This is a genomic window from Algoriphagus sp. AGSA1 (assembly GCF_021390545.1).
Taxonomy (GTDB): Bacteria; Bacteroidota; Bacteroidia; order Cytophagales; family Cyclobacteriaceae; genus Algoriphagus.
In genome coordinates, this window is record NZ_JAJUWR010000045.1 from 19,759 (window position 1) to 34,339 (window position 14,581).

A 14,581-nucleotide genomic window follows, 5' to 3' on the forward strand; every position below is an offset into this window, starting at 1 on the left:
ATCCAATTCCGAAAGAAAAGAATAAGCATGTCAAAAAAGGGTTCCAACCATTTATTTATAATTCTGTTGACAGTTTCTATTTTATTATTGTTAACGGGCGGAGTAATGTTGGTGAACAACTTGTCAGTTTATGGAATAAACCGAAGAACATTAATGGTATCGGGATATGGTGGACACCTAATAATACTGATTGGAATTATATCCTTGATTGTCACCTACTATAGTTTATCCCCTTTCAGTAAGATAAGGAACGTTGACTTCAATTTTTTCAAAAAGAAAAGGAACGGGGATAAGAAAAAATGATTGAGAGTATAATAGGTTCGCTTTTCTTCGAGTTTGTTGGAGCCTTGACAAAATGGGTTGTATATGCGGTGCACCACAAAGTAAGGGGGAGAGAGGTTATAAGCTTTAGGGAAATGTGGGACGGAAGAAAAGGAAGCCAGAAGTCGGAAATCATCATGCATGGTTTTTCGAATATCATACTTGGCCTTATAGTGGTTGTCGGGCTTTTTGTTCTGGTTTTAAAGTTGACCTGACGGCACAATATTGAAATAAAAAGCCCGGCAGTGCCGGGCTTTTGTGTTTTATACACTGAGGGAGTTCTGTACCTGGCACTTGAACAGGAATGAGTCCATGAGTGCGAAGATGTGCTCCCGGTCCTCGGGCAGTAGTTTTTCGATGTCCTGCAGGCGTTTGACGTTTTTTTTGTCGAAGGAGCTGTTGACCCCCTCGCCGACCAGATAGTCCAGTGACACGCCGAAGGCATCCGCTATTTTTTTGGCCGCCTCGATGGAGGGTACGGCATCCCCTCGCTCGTACTTGCCGATCATCTCCCTGGACACACCGCATTCCCCGCCTGAGTGTAGAATAAGCGTGGGACTGGGTGTATGTCTGTGACTACACCCAACTATCCTGCTGAATTTGTAATTTAAGGAGCCTGGGATAAGCTCCAATGCCCAGACCTTTATGGCCACCATGGAGACGCAGCATGCGGAAACAGAGGAAATGGAGTTTTCCATGGTATCCGTATCCAGACAGACCGAGCATAATGTGACTGTGGGTGAGGACCGAGCGTTAAGAATCAGTCCAGTGGACTGATTTAGCGAGGGGCCGGCCTGAAGGGGAGGGTGGCCTGGCTGAACGCAAACCGTGGAAGAATGGTGGGACCTGGTAGAACCCAGGAAATCTATGCGGGGGATAGCGTGAAACTGCAGGTACATGGAAAGTACGTGGAAGACAAGAAACAGAAAGCCAATGCGGGGAGCTTTATGTCTGCCGGGGCTGCGGACCGGCTGATCAACGACCTGAACGAACTTGCACTGAGCAACCTGCGGGCGGGCGGACCAAACCCGATCGCTTTACTGAACCTGGCGGATATCCTGGCCAAGGATCTGCAGAAGAAAGAGGCTCCCGAGGCCTACCTCATGTATGCACTTTACGATCAGGATTCTAACAGATATGAGGTGGGCAAGAAAGTCCTGAGCAAAAACGCGGCAAACCAGCATGAAGTCTTGGAGGAGAATATGTATATTTCCAGGGACGGATATACGCCACGGCGCACAGGTATGGAGACCTTTGTGGTGAACGAGACCTCGGAGGATGTCTGGCCAGTCCCGCCTTGGCGGATTTGACAATATGATGGTGATGAGTGTGAGTTCGGCCATCGTGCAGGAGACGCATGGAGCCTGTCCCGATGAAATTAGCGAAGCGGAATGATATCGGGAATCCCTGGGGCTTGGAGCTGACAGGGCTTGGCTTTCAGCACGGGAGCATGAAGGCGAACAAATACCTTTACAACGGCAAGGAACTGATCGAGGACAATGGACTTCAGTATTACGACTATGGAGCGAGGATGTATGATGCTACCATAGGTAGATGGGGTGTTGTTGACCCCATGGCAGATTCATATCATGCATTTAGCCCTTACAATTACACTTTAAACAACCCGATCAAATATATCGATCCCAACGGGATGTGGGTTGAGGGAGAGAATGGAGGTTTGTTTACCGATGATCCGGGTGATATATCAAAATTTTTCCAAGCAGTAGGTGATTTTTTCCATAATCTATTAATCCCATCTCAAACTGAAGAGGGAAATGAAAAGCAGCAAGCTACTTGGGCAACAGTAGGAAGGGTAAGTGAGACTGTAAATGATCTTCATGATGCGCAAAAAGATGTACTTGAATTAGCGCCAGGAGGATTTTTGGGCTCAGCACTAATGGATATTCAAACAGGCAATTTTTCCGGTGAAGAATTTAGCCAGAATGTCGTATACCAGGCAGGGTCAGGGTTTGTTTTCGGAAAAATAGTCGGGAAAGTCGCTAAGGAGGTAACCAAAACAGTAACAAGGTCAGAGTCTGTATTAGGGCATATTTTTAGAGACGCAGCTGGACATGTTAACCCTTCTACAGTCACTTCACAGAATAGGTATATAAGTTTATTTGAAAAGGTTGCAAATAATCCTGCAAATCTTAATCAAAGCATTTTAGCACCAAGAGCTATTGAAAACGGAGTTCAAGGATTTACTCAGAGTTTTAATAATGGTCAAATTTGGGTGCAAGTTAAAGATGGGAAAATATTTAATGCAGGTGTTAATTTAATTAAAAAATAAAATTATGAAAAATTACTTTTTAGCATTAGATAAGGATATTAATAAGCAATATAATGATGCGGTATTTTATTATCAAAAAAGTATTGATGAAAAAGAATTAAATATTGAAGCCTATTTAAATTTATCTTTTTTATACTGGAATTTTCAAGATTTCGGCTTCTTTACTTATTATAATATTTCGGAGGAGTTGAGAGAGATTGGGTGTTTAAAATATACTGAAATTATAGAAGAAGGTATTCAGCAATACCCAAATAATTTGGAGTTGAATTTTTGGAAAAGATATTTTCAACATATAATTTATGGAGAAGAATTTTCGGCACAAGATTGTATGAAACTAATAGAGGAATATGGAGATACTAATAGTAAAGTTCCTTATTTTTTCTTATATTTATTTGATAAAGGCAGGTATAAAGAAGAAAAAGTAAAATTGATAGAAGAGTGTAATAAAGAACCGACAGCAAAGAATCTGTATATAAAATCGGTGCTTGGTTAAGTTGCGGCTAAGACGGGATTTAAAACTTTATCAGAATTAGAGCCAAAAGATGGAATGAAGGTTTCATCCAGTAGAGCTTTGGAATTGGAAGGCAATTTTTAGGTAAGGGGTATAAAGAGTTAGTTCCGGGTAGTGGTAGATATGTTTCCGCAGATGGTACAAGAGTTTTCAGAATGGGCAAAAGTGATATTATAGGAGCTCACGGTGGCGGTCCTCACGTAAGTTTCGAAACGTTAATTCCAAAACCTGGAAAAATGATGGTTGATAAAAATATCCATGTGTTTCTTAATGATTAATTTAAGCGAAATGAATATAAAAATAGAAGTTCCTTCCTTTTCAATTGATAGAGGAATCGAATACAAATGGGAAAATGGGTTTGAAATTGAAGTTAAAGATGTTAATGGGGCAATTACTATTATTGCTAATAAAGAAGGATTGATTTCACTTGCAAATCATTTTATGAATTTGGCTCAACAAGAAGTTCCTAAAGGATATCATTTACATTTTAATGAATTTAATTCCTTGGAAGAAGGCTCCTTAGAGCTAATAATTCAGAAAAAATAGTTTTGTAAGCGAGAGGAGGAAACACATTATGATCCTTTGCACTTGGAGTTGACAGAATGGGGATATCAATATGGAGGGCAAACAAGTACCTTTATAACGGCAAGGAACTCCTGGACGACCAGAACCTTGGCCTATACGACTACGGGGCACGTTATTACGATCCGGCAATAGGACGCTGGACCAGTCCGGATCCGATGGCCAGCGAACGGGAATGGCTTTCACCTTACAATTACGTTCAGAACAATCCTATACTTATGTTGGATCCTGACGGGATGCTGGATGATTTTTATTATAAAAATGGCGAATTGGCTTTTGTTTTAGAGACCGATCAAGATGATCGGTTCTATGAAATGAGGGAGAATACGGAAAACAAATCTGGTTACGAGACTGTTCAGATAGAAAATCCAGAAGCAAACCCTTCTGCTTTGGAATTTAATAATACCACAGGATACAAGTATGATAAGTCTGATGTGGAGATGAGGGGAGAAATATTAGGATTAGGGAGTGGTAATCCTATAGCTGCGGAGCTGTTGCGTAGGGAAGAAAGTGGCAATTTTCAGCCGATAACGGCGAAAAACTATCTCAGACAAGTTGATGAACGTTCAGCTAGAATGATGATGTTTGAGCAAACTATGTTTCCGGCTCCTGGGGGTAACGCACGGCTTCCAAGTTCTAGAGGATTTAGCTATTCGAGAATGTATAACCACGCTCAAAGTAGGGCTATAATGCGGGGGGTATCTCCTTCAGACATAGCGGATGCTAGAGCAAATCCGCTACGGGTGAGCGAAGTTAAATACGATTCTTTTGGGAGACCAAGCCAACAATATATTGGAAGAAACGCAACGGTAGTCGTGAACCCCAATACCAATAAGGTTATAACAACTTGGAAGACAGGTTCAAAAATTGCGGGAAGGTTAGGCAATGGGAATTAACAAACTTTTAATAGAAAATGAAGAGCGTTTATTGTTAATCTCTCTTATTCAAGGGGTTGCGGGGAAATCCGAGTGGATCAAAAATGAAGATGGAACCTATTTTCTTTTAATGGATGACGATGTTGCTGAACTTCTTTCAGAAAGAGTTAAGGATAAATTAGTTTTAGAAGGGTTTGATTACTTTTATAATTTAACTCCAGAAGGAAGAATCTTTGAACGCTTAGTGGATAAACTTGGCGAAATTGGTTGGTAAGTTCGGGGAGTGAACTAAAATAACGAAAGCCCGGTCATGTCCGGGCTTTTTGTTTTACAGCGCAGCTACATTTTTCTGGAAGAAGTCTTTGAATTTTTTGTTGGTGAGCATCTTGTCGATGAGCTTGAAGATGGTCTGCCTGTCCTCGTCCTCGAGCTGCTGGATTAGGCGCAGCTGTTCGACGGCCGTCTTGTCCTCGATGTGGACCTCGGCGGGAATGTCCCCGTCGTATGCGAGTATCTGGTCGGTGGTCATGTTGAAGAGCTGTACCGCCCTGTGACCAGTTTTTTTTCCTTGCGAAGGTTGGTAATGATAATGCCTGAAATGAAATGCAAGGGGGTAAAGAAATTACTTCTATTGTTGATTTTCAAAAGCTGTTTTAGTTATATTTGATTTTTACATATCGTTATGAGTAAAGAAATCATTTTTATTGTTTGTTTGGTGCTATCATCCTATTTTTTGAAAGCCCAAAACTTACCGGGTGGCTTGAATTCAAGACTTCCTACTTCACCTATTTCCGGCCCACTTCCCAAGCTTCCCTCCAAACCAGAAATCCCTTACCTGGAAGAGCTCAAACAGATCCATTCGCTGAAGAAATCCTACGATTCCCTACAGAATGAACTCAAAGAACTCAAGGAGATGACCTCTGACAGCACCCGGCGGGACAGCCTCTTTACGCTGGCCAAGGAAAGGAGCAGGGAAGTGCTCGAACAGGAAAGCAAAACCCTGGAAAGCCTGGTCCAAAGCGAGGATATCCCCGGGGAGGAAATCAAGCATGCGGCAAAAAACACCCTGGAGCGGGTGAATGAATCCAAGGCCAGACTGGGGGATATCAGAAAAGTCGATGAGCTGGAATCCCTGGTGGACCAGAACAATGAAAACCTTAAGGCACTGACCAATGAATGGATCATGCCCAAAGTGGAAGAGCAAGTCACAGGAATAGTGAAAGAGGGATTTGACCCCAGAGACGCCAAAATCCCGGACTTCTACGGTAAAGACGCATTGGCTGAACTGACAAAAAAAGGATTGCCTTCTGAAGTGCCTTTCGATCAGGCCAAGGAACTTGCCAAGGAGAAGGCAGGGCATATTTCCAATGAATACATCCAAAAGGCAGGAAAGGATTTTTCAAGATTGAAAATCGATTCCCTTGGGAATATAAAGACCATTCCATCTGAGCTGAAAAACAAGAAGAAAGAATTTTTTGAACCAAACCGCCTAAAAGGAGTGCCGGTTGTCCACCGGATTGGGATGTTGCTGTGGTATGATCCGCTGACCTCCTTCGGTGATGGGCTGTTGCTGGATTATGGGTTATCCTATTCCTTTACCCAACAGTTTTCCCTGCTGGGCGGGGGCACCTGGAAAAAGCAGTTTGACGACAAGGGGGAGTTGAGGAGAGAAGGGATTGGGGTGTTTACAGGAATTCGTTTCAGCAAGGGCAACTGGTTTGCCCAAGGGACTGTAAACCGCAATGAGGTCACCGTCACCAACCCGCCAGGCTATGAGTCCAGGGATTTTAATGGAAAAGCCTGGGCTACCGGTTTCGCGTTGGGAAGAACCATCCCTATGGGCAATACCATACGCTCAGTGGTGATGGGTTCTGTTGATCCCTTTTTTGACAAGAGATCCAGTTTACACAAGAGCAGGATCCAGCTGAAGATCGGCTTTGAGATCGGTTCCTTCCGGAAGCTCAGGAAAGAAGTGAAGGAGCTGGTTCCGTTGGATGGCTTGGAGGAAAAGGGAAATGAAAAGGTGGAGTATTATCTGAAGGATCTAGGGGAGCTGTGATTTGTTATTTATCAAAATGGATAAAAAAACAGAGTAGGGGTCTTCTTATGGTTTTTAGTTCTCTTTTAACTAGCGTACAGTCCAATATGTTCTGATTTAAATGAAAATTATAATTTAATCTTAAATTCAAAAAGTTTTTTATGACTAGAAATGTGTTTTCATCGCTATATGCAATTTATTCTGTGTTATAAATTTTGTTTAAAAATATTTTATTTATACTTATGAAAAATCCTCTTAGTGTTTTATTGATTGCCTTTTTGATGCCATTAGGAATCATTCAAGTATTTGGTTCGCTTTCATTGGATGGTATCCTTAAGTTAGAGGGACCAAATGGAGATAGAGCTTCCTTGATGGATAGTTTTTCCGAGGATCTACCTGATACTTTGGGTGTTTCAGGAGATCCCGAAATGGAAGAGCTTGAAGAATTAAGAAAACAAGAATTAGAAGATTTTATCAATACTCATTTGGACAGTCTTGATCCATATTCTGGATCGGATGAGTCAGTTCAAATGCAAAAATCCGAGTCGATTCAGACTATGAGCCAATCCCTTCCAAATCAGGCTGAATATGATGCACTAATTGATTTGTACCAAGCGACGGGAGGGGTAAATTGGTATGAGAATTCCGGATGGAGTACCGCAGATCCGAATGTTGTTGAAAGTGTTGCCAACTGGGACAATATCATTGTTGACGCAGATGGTCATGTAACCCATATTCAGCTTAACCACAAGAATCTGACAGGTGTTTTACCCTCCACGCTGCAAAATCTCACCTACTTAAAATGGTTTAGAGTCCAAGGGAATAACCTGACAGGTCAATTGCCGGATTTTACCAATATGGCCCACTTGACTTTTGTTGAATTTTCTAGAAACAATTTTACGGGTGTAATGCCAGCTTCTTACGGAACCTGTCCAAATTTGGCAGAGATTCATGCTCATCAGAACAATATAGGTGGATCAATTCCCTCTAGTTATACCAACCTTACCAACTTAAAATGGCTTTCACTGTATATGAATAACATGGAGGGGTCTCTACCATCAGACATTGGGAACATGTCAAGTTTGGAGTATCTTCATATACATACCAATAACTTTTCGGGTACTATACCCTCCTCTCTAGAAAACCTTCCTGCTTTAGAGTTTATTGATCTAAGCAACAATTCATTTTCCGGGAGTTTGCCTAATGGAATTGGAAATATGCCCTCTCTTAAGTTTTTGTTTCTCCACAACAACGGTTTTTCCGGGACAATCCCTTCCACTTTAGGAAACACAAATCTTCTGGAAATCATGTGGATTTATTCCAATCACTTTACAGGCAACTTACCGCAGTCTATGGGAAACCTGAATAAATTGAAAACGCTATTTGCGCAGGATAATGAATTGTCTGGCTCAATTCCCAATTCCTTTGGCGGAATGGCTGAGCTTACTGCGTTAAGGTTATACAATAATTCAATACAGGGAAGTATTCCTTCCAGCTTAGGTAATTTAAACAAAGTGGAGGAAATCAGACTTCAAAACAACCTTTTGAGTGGTCCAATTCCATCCCAGCTTGGTAATATTCAAAATTTGGAAGTTTTAATTTTGGAAAACAACAAATTAAGCGGGGTCATTCCATCCAGCTTTTGTTCTTTTAATTCACTTCAGCTACTTAGACTGAACAACAACTTATTGGATGGGGAGATTCCGAATTGCCTATACGATAAAAATATCTATTCATTTACAGTGAATTATAACCATTTTAATTTTGTGGATTTAAGTTATGCCAAAACCAAAGAGTCAAATTTTAATAATTACTCTCCGCAGAATCTCAAATTTGTTGATACGCTATACGTCCAGCAAAATCAGACCCTTGATTTGACTGTTGATGACGGAAATTATCAAGGTGCCCCATCTATTTATCGGTGGAACAAGGATGGCACATGGTTGCATTCTGCCTCTCCAAGTAACAAAACATTAAATGTGGATTGTGGAACTTCCCCCTGTGAGGGTCTATATTATCTGCAGATTACCAATCCTGATTTCCCGAATGCCCGTTTGAGCGGAAACTTATTTTATTTGAAAACAGGAGTCCAATTGAGTAGGACTATCTGTATGGTTGATTAAGACTTATGTTATGAAGAATAATATGTTTTTGCTGTCATTAGGCATTGTAGTAAGCTGGTTTGCATTCTGGTATAATGAAGTGTCCTCCAATCCGGGATTACTTAAAGAAACAGATGATAATGTAGATGTTTTTTTGCAAGAGGGGGAAATTGATAAGAATCAGCTTTATTTGGATAGCATGTTATGGGAGCAAATGATGCTCGAAGCTGAGAGGGTTTCCCCTAATGTTGCCAAGTTGAATTATTCAAAATTAAAAAATGACCCAAAAAAAGGCGCACCGGAAAAGACATCTGACGGGAATTCTGTTTTCAGTAATACTTCAGGAATAGTTACTGGCGGCTCCGTCTCGTCTGATAATGAATTGTCTTTGAATTCAATGAATTCGGTTTCAGCACTGCCCAGTCAGGCTGAATATGATGCCTTGATGGATTTTTACCAGGCTATGGATGGGCCCAACTGGTTTAATAACTCAGGTTGGAGTTCTGCGAACCCTAATGTTTTGCAGGATGTGAGTAATTTTCATGGATTGACACTAGATGCAAGTGGGCATGTTAAATGGATCATATTTTGGCAAAACAACCTTAACGGTACCATTCCTGAAAGTTTTGGGGATCTGACTTATCTGGAGCATATCCAGATGGTGAGAAATCCCCATATCGGTCAGCTGCCGCAGAGTTTGGGAAACCTCGACAAGGTTGTAGAACTCTTGCTCTATGGGAATAATATGACAGGTACTATTCCTGGCACGATTGGGAATATGACCGCACTGGAAAATGTCCACCTATATATAAACAATCTTACAGGCAGTATTCCCCCATCCCTTACATCTTTGCCCAACCTTGAGTTTTTTAGCGTTTATGACAATAACCTGACGGGTGTTTTACCTTCCGATTTAGGAGATTTGAATAAACTGACCCATTTTTATATCAATGGCAATGCGATTACTGGAAATATACCCTCCTCCATAGGAAACATGTCAGCGATGAAAGAGCTTTATCTATATTCAAATCAGCTTTCAGGACCTATCCCTACTTCGATCGGTAATCTTTCCGGCTTAACACGCCTGTACCTCAACCAAAATCAGTTGTCAGGCACCTTGCCTGTTTCACTAGGAAACTTGGATAATCTGCAGTTTTTCTGGCTACAGGATAACAATGTCACAGGGCAGATACCGTGAGAAATGGGAGAGCTGCAACTTCTGGATTCATTTTTGGCCTATAGAAATAACTTCGCGGGTAGTCTTCCTCCAACCTTAGGAAATATAGTCGCACTACGGCAATTAAGGTTGGATGAGAACCAAATTGCAGGGGCGATACCCCCTTCCTATGGAAATTTGGTCAACATCAATACGTTAACACTCAATGATAACAAACTCACAGGGAATATACCCACCAGTTTTTGTTCGTTCGCTGCCATCAGTCAACTTGGATTACATAACAACCGACTGGAAGGGTACATCCCGGATTGTCTCCTCGACAAAAATATCACTGAATTTACGGTAAGGTATAATTATTACAACTTTGAGGAACTTGCTTATTCCAAAACAAAAATCTCCAATTATTACAAGTATGCCCCACAGTACCTTAAGTTCGTTGATACGCTGTATGTAACACCAAACACAACGGTTGATCTTACCTATGATGACGGTAATTACCTGGGCTCCCCCTCCTTGTATCGGTGGAAAAAGGATGGAGTATGGCTCCACGATGCATCTGCTTCCAATGATGTGATCAGTATCAACTGTAGTTCATCCGGATCACAGTCCTGTGAGGGACTTTATTATTTACTGATTACTAATCCCGATTATGCGGGAGCTTATTTGAGTGGTGACATATTTTATCTGAAAATGGCACCGGAATTAGATCGGACTATATGTTCTGCCGATGAATTATATCAGGCACTTGAATTATGTATTTAAGGTGTGGGCTATGCTTTTTATATGTAACAGCTACTGGAAAACTGGCCAGCAGCGAGCTGGCCAGTCGGATTTTTTAGAGAAATTGGATATCCAACCGGGACAATTTGAACCTATTTAAAACAGAATATAGAAAAGTAAGATCTGATAAGTTAATTACTGACTGAGTATTCCCTACTCATGATGATAAGGCTCGTTTCGTAGAATTGTAAACCCTCTATACAATTGCTCTATGAAAAATGGACGGATCATCTGATGGGAAAAAGTCATTTTGGAAATCGAGAGCTTGCCATTGGCACGGGCATAAACTTCATCCGAAAAGCCATAAGGCCCTCCGATTAGGAATATCAGTTGCTTAAGCCCGGAATTCATTTTCTTTTGGAGAAAAACGGAAAAGTCCATGCTACTGTAGCTTTTGCCCCGCTCATCCAGCAAGATCAACTCATCAGAAGGTACCAGCTTTTTTAAGATCATCTCCCCTTCCTTTTCTTTCTGCAGAATCGCGGATAGGGATTTCGTGTTTTTCAGGTCTGGGATGACTTCAAATTCAAATTTGACATAAAAATTCAGCCGCTTACTATACTCTTCTATCAGTTCAATAATGGCTTTGCTGTCAGTTTTGCCTATTGCTATCAGTTTGATGGTCATTCACGAAAATAGCAATACCAACCATATTATTTTCTTTTTCTAAGTCAGAGAATAAACTTAATTTCCTGCTTCCTACCATGACAAACTCCTTTTTATGAGAAAATTTATAGCCTTCTTTACGTTTTTCTGCCTGGTCCAGCTGGTTTCTGGCCAATCAAAAGCCCCATATTTTGTCCTCGACCCCACGCTGACTCCCGACGCCAAAGAAATCGTGTTCAGTTTTGAAGGGGATCTCTGGAAAGTACCGGTAGAAGGAGGGTCATCTGTGCGACTGACAGCTATGGAAGGGATAGAGAGCAGGCCGGCCGTGTCACCGGATGGTAAATGGCTGGCCTTTACCGCAGAGCAATTTGGGAATAAGGATGTATTTGTAATGCCGATGACAGGAGGAGAGATACGGCAGTTGACCTTTCATGACGGTGCCGATGAGGTAGAGTCCTGGAGCTGGGAAAGTGACAGGATTTACTTTACCTCTGATAGGTACAATAGATTTTCGGGATATGAAATCGGACTTGATGGGGCCACGCCCAAAAGACTTTTTCCACATTACTTCAACACCATCCATGGGACGGTGGTACACCCCAAAACAGGGGAAATTTACTTCAACGAGACCTGGGAGAGTAAGACTTTTGCCCACCGAAAACGCTACAAGGGAGAATATAATCCTGATATTAAGTCTTACAATCCTTCTTCAGGGCAGTTTGTGCAATACACGGACTATGAGGGAAAGGATTTTGGAACAACTATAGACCAAAATGGAAATGTGTTTTTTCAGTCAGATGAAGGGAATGATGAATACAACTTATACACATTTGATGGGACTATTAAAAAACAACTGACAGATTTCCCTACTTCCATCATGTGGCCGAAGGTGAGCGCCAATGGGGAGAAAATAGTTTTCCGAAAAGATTACCAGGCATTTGTCTATGATGTGGCCACTGGGAATACCACCCAACCTGAAATTTCAATTTACCAAAATCAAACTCTCCAAAAGGATCTTTCCAGGCAGGTCTCCGGAAATATCTCAAATTTTGATGTTTCCCCGGATGGGAACAAAATGGCATTTGTGTCTAGGGGAATTCTTTTCATCTCAGATATCAAAGGCAAATTTGTCAAGCAAATTCCCACAGATCCAAAGGAAGCTGTAGAAGAGGTAAAATGGCTTACGGACAACAAAACGCTTATCTATTCCCGTACAGTACAGGGCTATCACAATTGGTTTACAATCTCAGCCCAAAATCCCGGAGAAGAGAAGCAGCTGACCCAAGATAAGTTTAAAAACCGTCAGTTGACTTTGAACAAAGACAGAAGCTTGGGGGTATATATTGGAGGCCGAAATGAAGTCAGGGAGATCGACCTGAAGACATTGAAAAGCAAAACACTTGTCCAGGACGAACTATGGGGACTGTACACACCAAATGCTTACTTGTCTCCTGATGATCAATACGTAGTATTCAGCCCTATCCGCAATTTTGAGCGGGATGTGATCGTCTATCATAGGCCTACACAAAAGACGATTAACTTGACGGAGACTTTCGTGACCGAGACCTCTCCCTACTGGTCGCCGGATGGCAAATACATTTATTTTACTACAGACCGTACCCATGCAAGTTACCCTTATGGCACTACCGATGCGCATATTTTCAGAATGAAACTGAACAAATTCGCGGAGTTGTTTGAGTCAGATAAGGTAGCGGAGCTCTTTAAGGAAGAGCCGAAAGAGGATAAAGAGAAAAAGGACAGCAAAGAGGACAAGGCTTCACCGGAAGCGAAGATATCTCCACAGAGAATAATGGAGAGATTGGAGCTGATAGGGCCTTCTTTTGGGCAGCAATCTAACCCTGTCATACTTCAAAAAGACGGTAAAACCTGGGTGTTTTATACCTCTAACCATGATGAAGGTGACTCAAAATTATGGAAAACCACGCTCGAAGATTTCGAAAAGACAAAGACCGAGAAAGTAAGTGATGAACGCATTGGAGGATATGATTTAGTTCAGTCCAAGGATAAGGTTTACTTGCTGGCTGGAGGAAAAATACACAGCTTGGATCCTGCCGCCAATAAACTCGAGGAGATAAAAGTCCCGCACCAATTCGAAAAGAAATTGAGGGATGAGTTTGAACAGATGTATTATGAAGCCTGGGCGGGAATGGAGCAGAATTTCTACGACGGTGACTTTCATGGGGAAAACTGGCAGGAACTCCGGGACCGCTATGCGGAATTTTTACCTTATGTGAGCAGCAGAGAAAATCTACGGACTATTTTCAACGATATGCTGGGCGAACTGAATACTTCACATTTTGGATTCAACTCTTATGGTGACGAGGAAAGAGGTTATTTTGGTACGCAAACCATGAATGCAGGAATTGTCTTTGATGAGGAGAGCCCATTCCAGGTTAAGTATATCTTAAAGCATAGTCCAGTAGATTTGGATCCTGCTCCGGTGCTTCCAGGTGATAATCTGCTTGCTGTGAATGGAGTGAAAATAGATTCAAAGCAAAACCGTGAATACTATTTCGCAGCTCCAGGTATGACCAAGGAGCTGGTTTTGACCTTTGACAGAAATGGCGAGAGTATTACGGTGAAAGTTCTTCCCGCTTCCACAGGACAAATGAAAACATGGCTCTACGATGAATGGATGGATGCCAATGAAGCTTATGTGGACGAAAAGTCCGATGATAAAATCTCATACATCCACATGAAAAACATGGGCGGAGGCGAGCTGCAACATTTCTTGGAGAAAATGGTCTCTGTGAAAGGTAACCGGGAAGGATTGATCCTTGACTTACGGTATAACACTGGCGGAAATGTACATGACAAAGTCCTTCAGTTTCTAAGCCAGAAGAGTTACCTGCAGTGGAAGTACCGTGATGGTGCCCTGACCAACCAGCCTAATTTCTCCCCTGCGGACAAGCCTATTGTACTTCTGATCAATGAGCAATCCTTGTCCGACGCGGAGATGACCGCTGCGGGATTTAAGGAGCTGGGCTTGGGAACAATCGTGGGAACCGAAACTTACCGCTGGATTATCTTTACTTCCGGGCAGGGATTGGTGGATGGCTCATTTTATAGGCTTCCGGCTTGGGGCTGCTATACGCTTGATGGAAGGAATTTGGAAAAGGACGGAGTGCAACCGGATATCCGTATAGAAGAGGGGTTTACAGATCGATTGAAGGGCAAACAGAAGCAGCTGGACAAAGCTATAGAGCTGATCATGGAGAAGTTGAGGTAAGGTAGGATAAATCATAATTCTATTGTTGACCAAATCCTATCATGCT

16 protein-coding genes are annotated in these 14,581 nt (G+C 41.9%); 13 read left to right on the plus strand and 3 right to left on the minus strand.

What is annotated here, in order from left to right:
- The first annotated feature begins 299 nt into the window (after positions 1-299).
- Positions 300-536 carry a hypothetical protein gene (locus tag LZF95_RS23845; protein WP_233757875.1) on the plus strand — a complete coding sequence of 79 codons (237 nt, stop codon included), beginning with the start codon at positions 300-302 and terminating at the stop codon, positions 534-536.
- Positions 537-584: 48 nt separating this feature from the next.
- Here the strand turns inward: LZF95_RS23845 and LZF95_RS23850 are convergent, their stop codons facing one another.
- Positions 585-977, minus strand: a complete 393-nt coding sequence (locus tag LZF95_RS23850; RefSeq protein ID WP_233757877.1) for a helix-turn-helix domain-containing protein — start codon at positions 975-977, stop codon at positions 585-587.
- Between LZF95_RS23850 and LZF95_RS27630 the strand changes: the two genes are divergently transcribed.
- The 7 genes from LZF95_RS27630 to LZF95_RS23880 all read left to right on the plus strand — a co-directional run bounded on the left by LZF95_RS27630 (position 976) and on the right by LZF95_RS23880 (position 4,853).
- Entirely contained in the window at positions 976-1,098 is a 123-nt protein-coding gene (locus tag LZF95_RS27630) for a hypothetical protein (RefSeq protein ID WP_262912317.1), read from the plus strand. The genes LZF95_RS23850 and LZF95_RS27630 overlap by 2 nt on opposite strands.
- A gap of 59 nt (positions 1,099-1,157) precedes the next feature.
- Positions 1,158-1,631 (plus strand): hypothetical protein, encoded by a 474-nt coding sequence (locus tag LZF95_RS23855; protein WP_233757878.1) that lies wholly within the window; start codon positions 1,158-1,160, stop codon positions 1,629-1,631.
- A 140-nt stretch (positions 1,632-1,771) separates the two neighbouring features.
- Complete coding sequence (locus LZF95_RS23860; protein ID WP_233757879.1) at positions 1,772-2,611, plus strand: RHS repeat-associated core domain-containing protein; 840 nt, start codon at positions 1,772-1,774, stop codon at positions 2,609-2,611.
- A 4-nt stretch (positions 2,612-2,615) separates the two neighbouring features.
- Positions 2,616-3,104: a hypothetical protein gene (locus LZF95_RS23865; RefSeq protein ID WP_233757880.1), complete on the plus strand. Its 489-nt coding sequence runs from the start codon at positions 2,616-2,618 to the stop codon at positions 3,102-3,104.
- A gap of 306 nt (positions 3,105-3,410) precedes the next feature.
- Positions 3,411-3,668 (plus strand): hypothetical protein, encoded by a 258-nt coding sequence (locus LZF95_RS23870; protein ID WP_233757881.1) that lies wholly within the window; start codon positions 3,411-3,413, stop codon positions 3,666-3,668.
- A 56-nt stretch (positions 3,669-3,724) separates the two neighbouring features.
- Positions 3,725-4,600 (plus strand): RHS repeat-associated core domain-containing protein, encoded by an 876-nt coding sequence (locus tag LZF95_RS23875; protein WP_233757882.1) that lies wholly within the window; start codon positions 3,725-3,727, stop codon positions 4,598-4,600.
- On the plus strand, positions 4,590-4,853 hold the full coding sequence (locus tag LZF95_RS23880) for a hypothetical protein (protein WP_233757883.1): 264 nt from the start codon (positions 4,590-4,592) through the stop codon (positions 4,851-4,853). Before LZF95_RS23875 ends, LZF95_RS23880 begins: the two co-directional genes overlap by 11 nt.
- Before the next feature lie 54 nt (positions 4,854-4,907).
- On the opposite strand, the gene LZF95_RS23885 is transcribed toward LZF95_RS23880, so the two are convergent.
- A complete protein-coding gene (locus tag LZF95_RS23885) occupies positions 4,908-5,108 on the minus strand; it encodes a transcriptional regulator (protein ID WP_233757884.1) in 201 nt (66 codons plus the stop codon).
- Positions 5,109-5,261: 153 nt separating this feature from the next.
- Between LZF95_RS23885 and LZF95_RS23890 the strand changes: the two genes are divergently transcribed.
- The 4 genes from LZF95_RS23890 (at position 5,262) to LZF95_RS23905 (ending at position 10,658) form a co-directional block, all read left to right on the plus strand.
- Positions 5,262-6,638 (plus strand): hypothetical protein, encoded by a 1,377-nt coding sequence (locus LZF95_RS23890; RefSeq protein ID WP_233757886.1) that lies wholly within the window; start codon positions 5,262-5,264, stop codon positions 6,636-6,638.
- Between the two features lie 221 nt (positions 6,639-6,859).
- Complete coding sequence (locus LZF95_RS23895; RefSeq protein WP_233757888.1) at positions 6,860-8,740, plus strand: hypothetical protein; 1,881 nt, start codon at positions 6,860-6,862, stop codon at positions 8,738-8,740.
- Positions 8,741-8,750: 10 nt separating this feature from the next.
- On the plus strand, positions 8,751-9,917 hold the full coding sequence (locus LZF95_RS23900; protein WP_233757890.1) for a hypothetical protein: 1,167 nt from the start codon (positions 8,751-8,753) through the stop codon (positions 9,915-9,917).
- A 3-nt stretch (positions 9,918-9,920) separates the two neighbouring features.
- On the plus strand, positions 9,921-10,658 hold the full coding sequence (locus LZF95_RS23905) for a hypothetical protein (protein ID WP_233757892.1): 738 nt from the start codon (positions 9,921-9,923) through the stop codon (positions 10,656-10,658).
- Between the two features lie 171 nt (positions 10,659-10,829).
- On the opposite strand, the gene rlmH is transcribed toward LZF95_RS23905, so the two are convergent.
- Positions 10,830-11,303: a 23S rRNA (pseudouridine(1915)-N(3))-methyltransferase RlmH gene (gene rlmH, locus LZF95_RS23910; RefSeq protein WP_233757894.1), complete on the minus strand. Its 474-nt coding sequence runs from the start codon at positions 11,301-11,303 to the stop codon at positions 10,830-10,832.
- A gap of 94 nt (positions 11,304-11,397) precedes the next feature.
- On the opposite strand from rlmH, the gene LZF95_RS23915 reads away from it, so the two are divergent.
- A complete protein-coding gene (locus LZF95_RS23915) occupies positions 11,398-14,535 on the plus strand; it encodes a S41 family peptidase (protein WP_233757895.1) in 3,138 nt (1,045 codons plus the stop codon).
- Positions 14,536-14,581: the final 46 nt, after the last annotated feature.

What these genes read in the sequence shown, in the direction of transcription:
- LZF95_RS23845 (WP_233757875.1), top strand. Translation starts at nt 300, where the DNA reads ATGATTGAGAGTATAATAGGTTCGCTTTTCTTCGAGTTTGTTGGAGCC.
- LZF95_RS23895 (WP_233757888.1), top strand. Translation starts at nt 6,860, where the DNA reads ATGAAAAATCCTCTTAGTGTTTTATTGATTGCCTTTTTGATGCCATTA.
- LZF95_RS23870 (WP_233757881.1), top strand. Translation starts at nt 3,411, where the DNA reads ATGAATATAAAAATAGAAGTTCCTTCCTTTTCAATTGATAGAGGAATC.
- LZF95_RS27630 (WP_262912317.1), top strand. Translation starts at nt 976, where the DNA reads ATGGAGACGCAGCATGCGGAAACAGAGGAAATGGAGTTTTCCATGGTA.
- LZF95_RS23860 (WP_233757879.1), top strand. Translation starts at nt 1,772, where the DNA reads ATGAAGGCGAACAAATACCTTTACAACGGCAAGGAACTGATCGAGGAC.
- LZF95_RS23915 (WP_233757895.1), top strand. Translation starts at nt 11,398, where the DNA reads ATGAGAAAATTTATAGCCTTCTTTACGTTTTTCTGCCTGGTCCAGCTG.
- LZF95_RS23885 (WP_233757884.1), bottom strand. Translation starts at nt 5,108, where the DNA reads ATGACCACCGACCAGATACTCGCATACGACGGGGACATTCCCGCCGAG.
- LZF95_RS23865 (WP_233757880.1), top strand. Translation starts at nt 2,616, where the DNA reads ATGAAAAATTACTTTTTAGCATTAGATAAGGATATTAATAAGCAATAT.
- LZF95_RS23855 (WP_233757878.1), top strand. Translation starts at nt 1,158, where the DNA reads ATGGTGGGACCTGGTAGAACCCAGGAAATCTATGCGGGGGATAGCGTG.
- LZF95_RS23890 (WP_233757886.1), top strand. Translation starts at nt 5,262, where the DNA reads ATGAGTAAAGAAATCATTTTTATTGTTTGTTTGGTGCTATCATCCTAT.
- LZF95_RS23850 (WP_233757877.1), bottom strand. Translation starts at nt 977, where the DNA reads ATGGTGGCCATAAAGGTCTGGGCATTGGAGCTTATCCCAGGCTCCTTA.
- LZF95_RS23880 (WP_233757883.1), top strand. Translation starts at nt 4,590, where the DNA reads ATGGGAATTAACAAACTTTTAATAGAAAATGAAGAGCGTTTATTGTTA.
- LZF95_RS23875 (WP_233757882.1), top strand. Translation starts at nt 3,725, where the DNA reads ATGGGGATATCAATATGGAGGGCAAACAAGTACCTTTATAACGGCAAG.
- rlmH (WP_233757894.1), bottom strand. Translation starts at nt 11,303, where the DNA reads ATGACCATCAAACTGATAGCAATAGGCAAAACTGACAGCAAAGCCATT.
- LZF95_RS23900 (WP_233757890.1), top strand. Translation starts at nt 8,751, where the DNA reads ATGAAGAATAATATGTTTTTGCTGTCATTAGGCATTGTAGTAAGCTGG.
- LZF95_RS23905 (WP_233757892.1), top strand. Translation starts at nt 9,921, where the DNA reads ATGGGAGAGCTGCAACTTCTGGATTCATTTTTGGCCTATAGAAATAAC.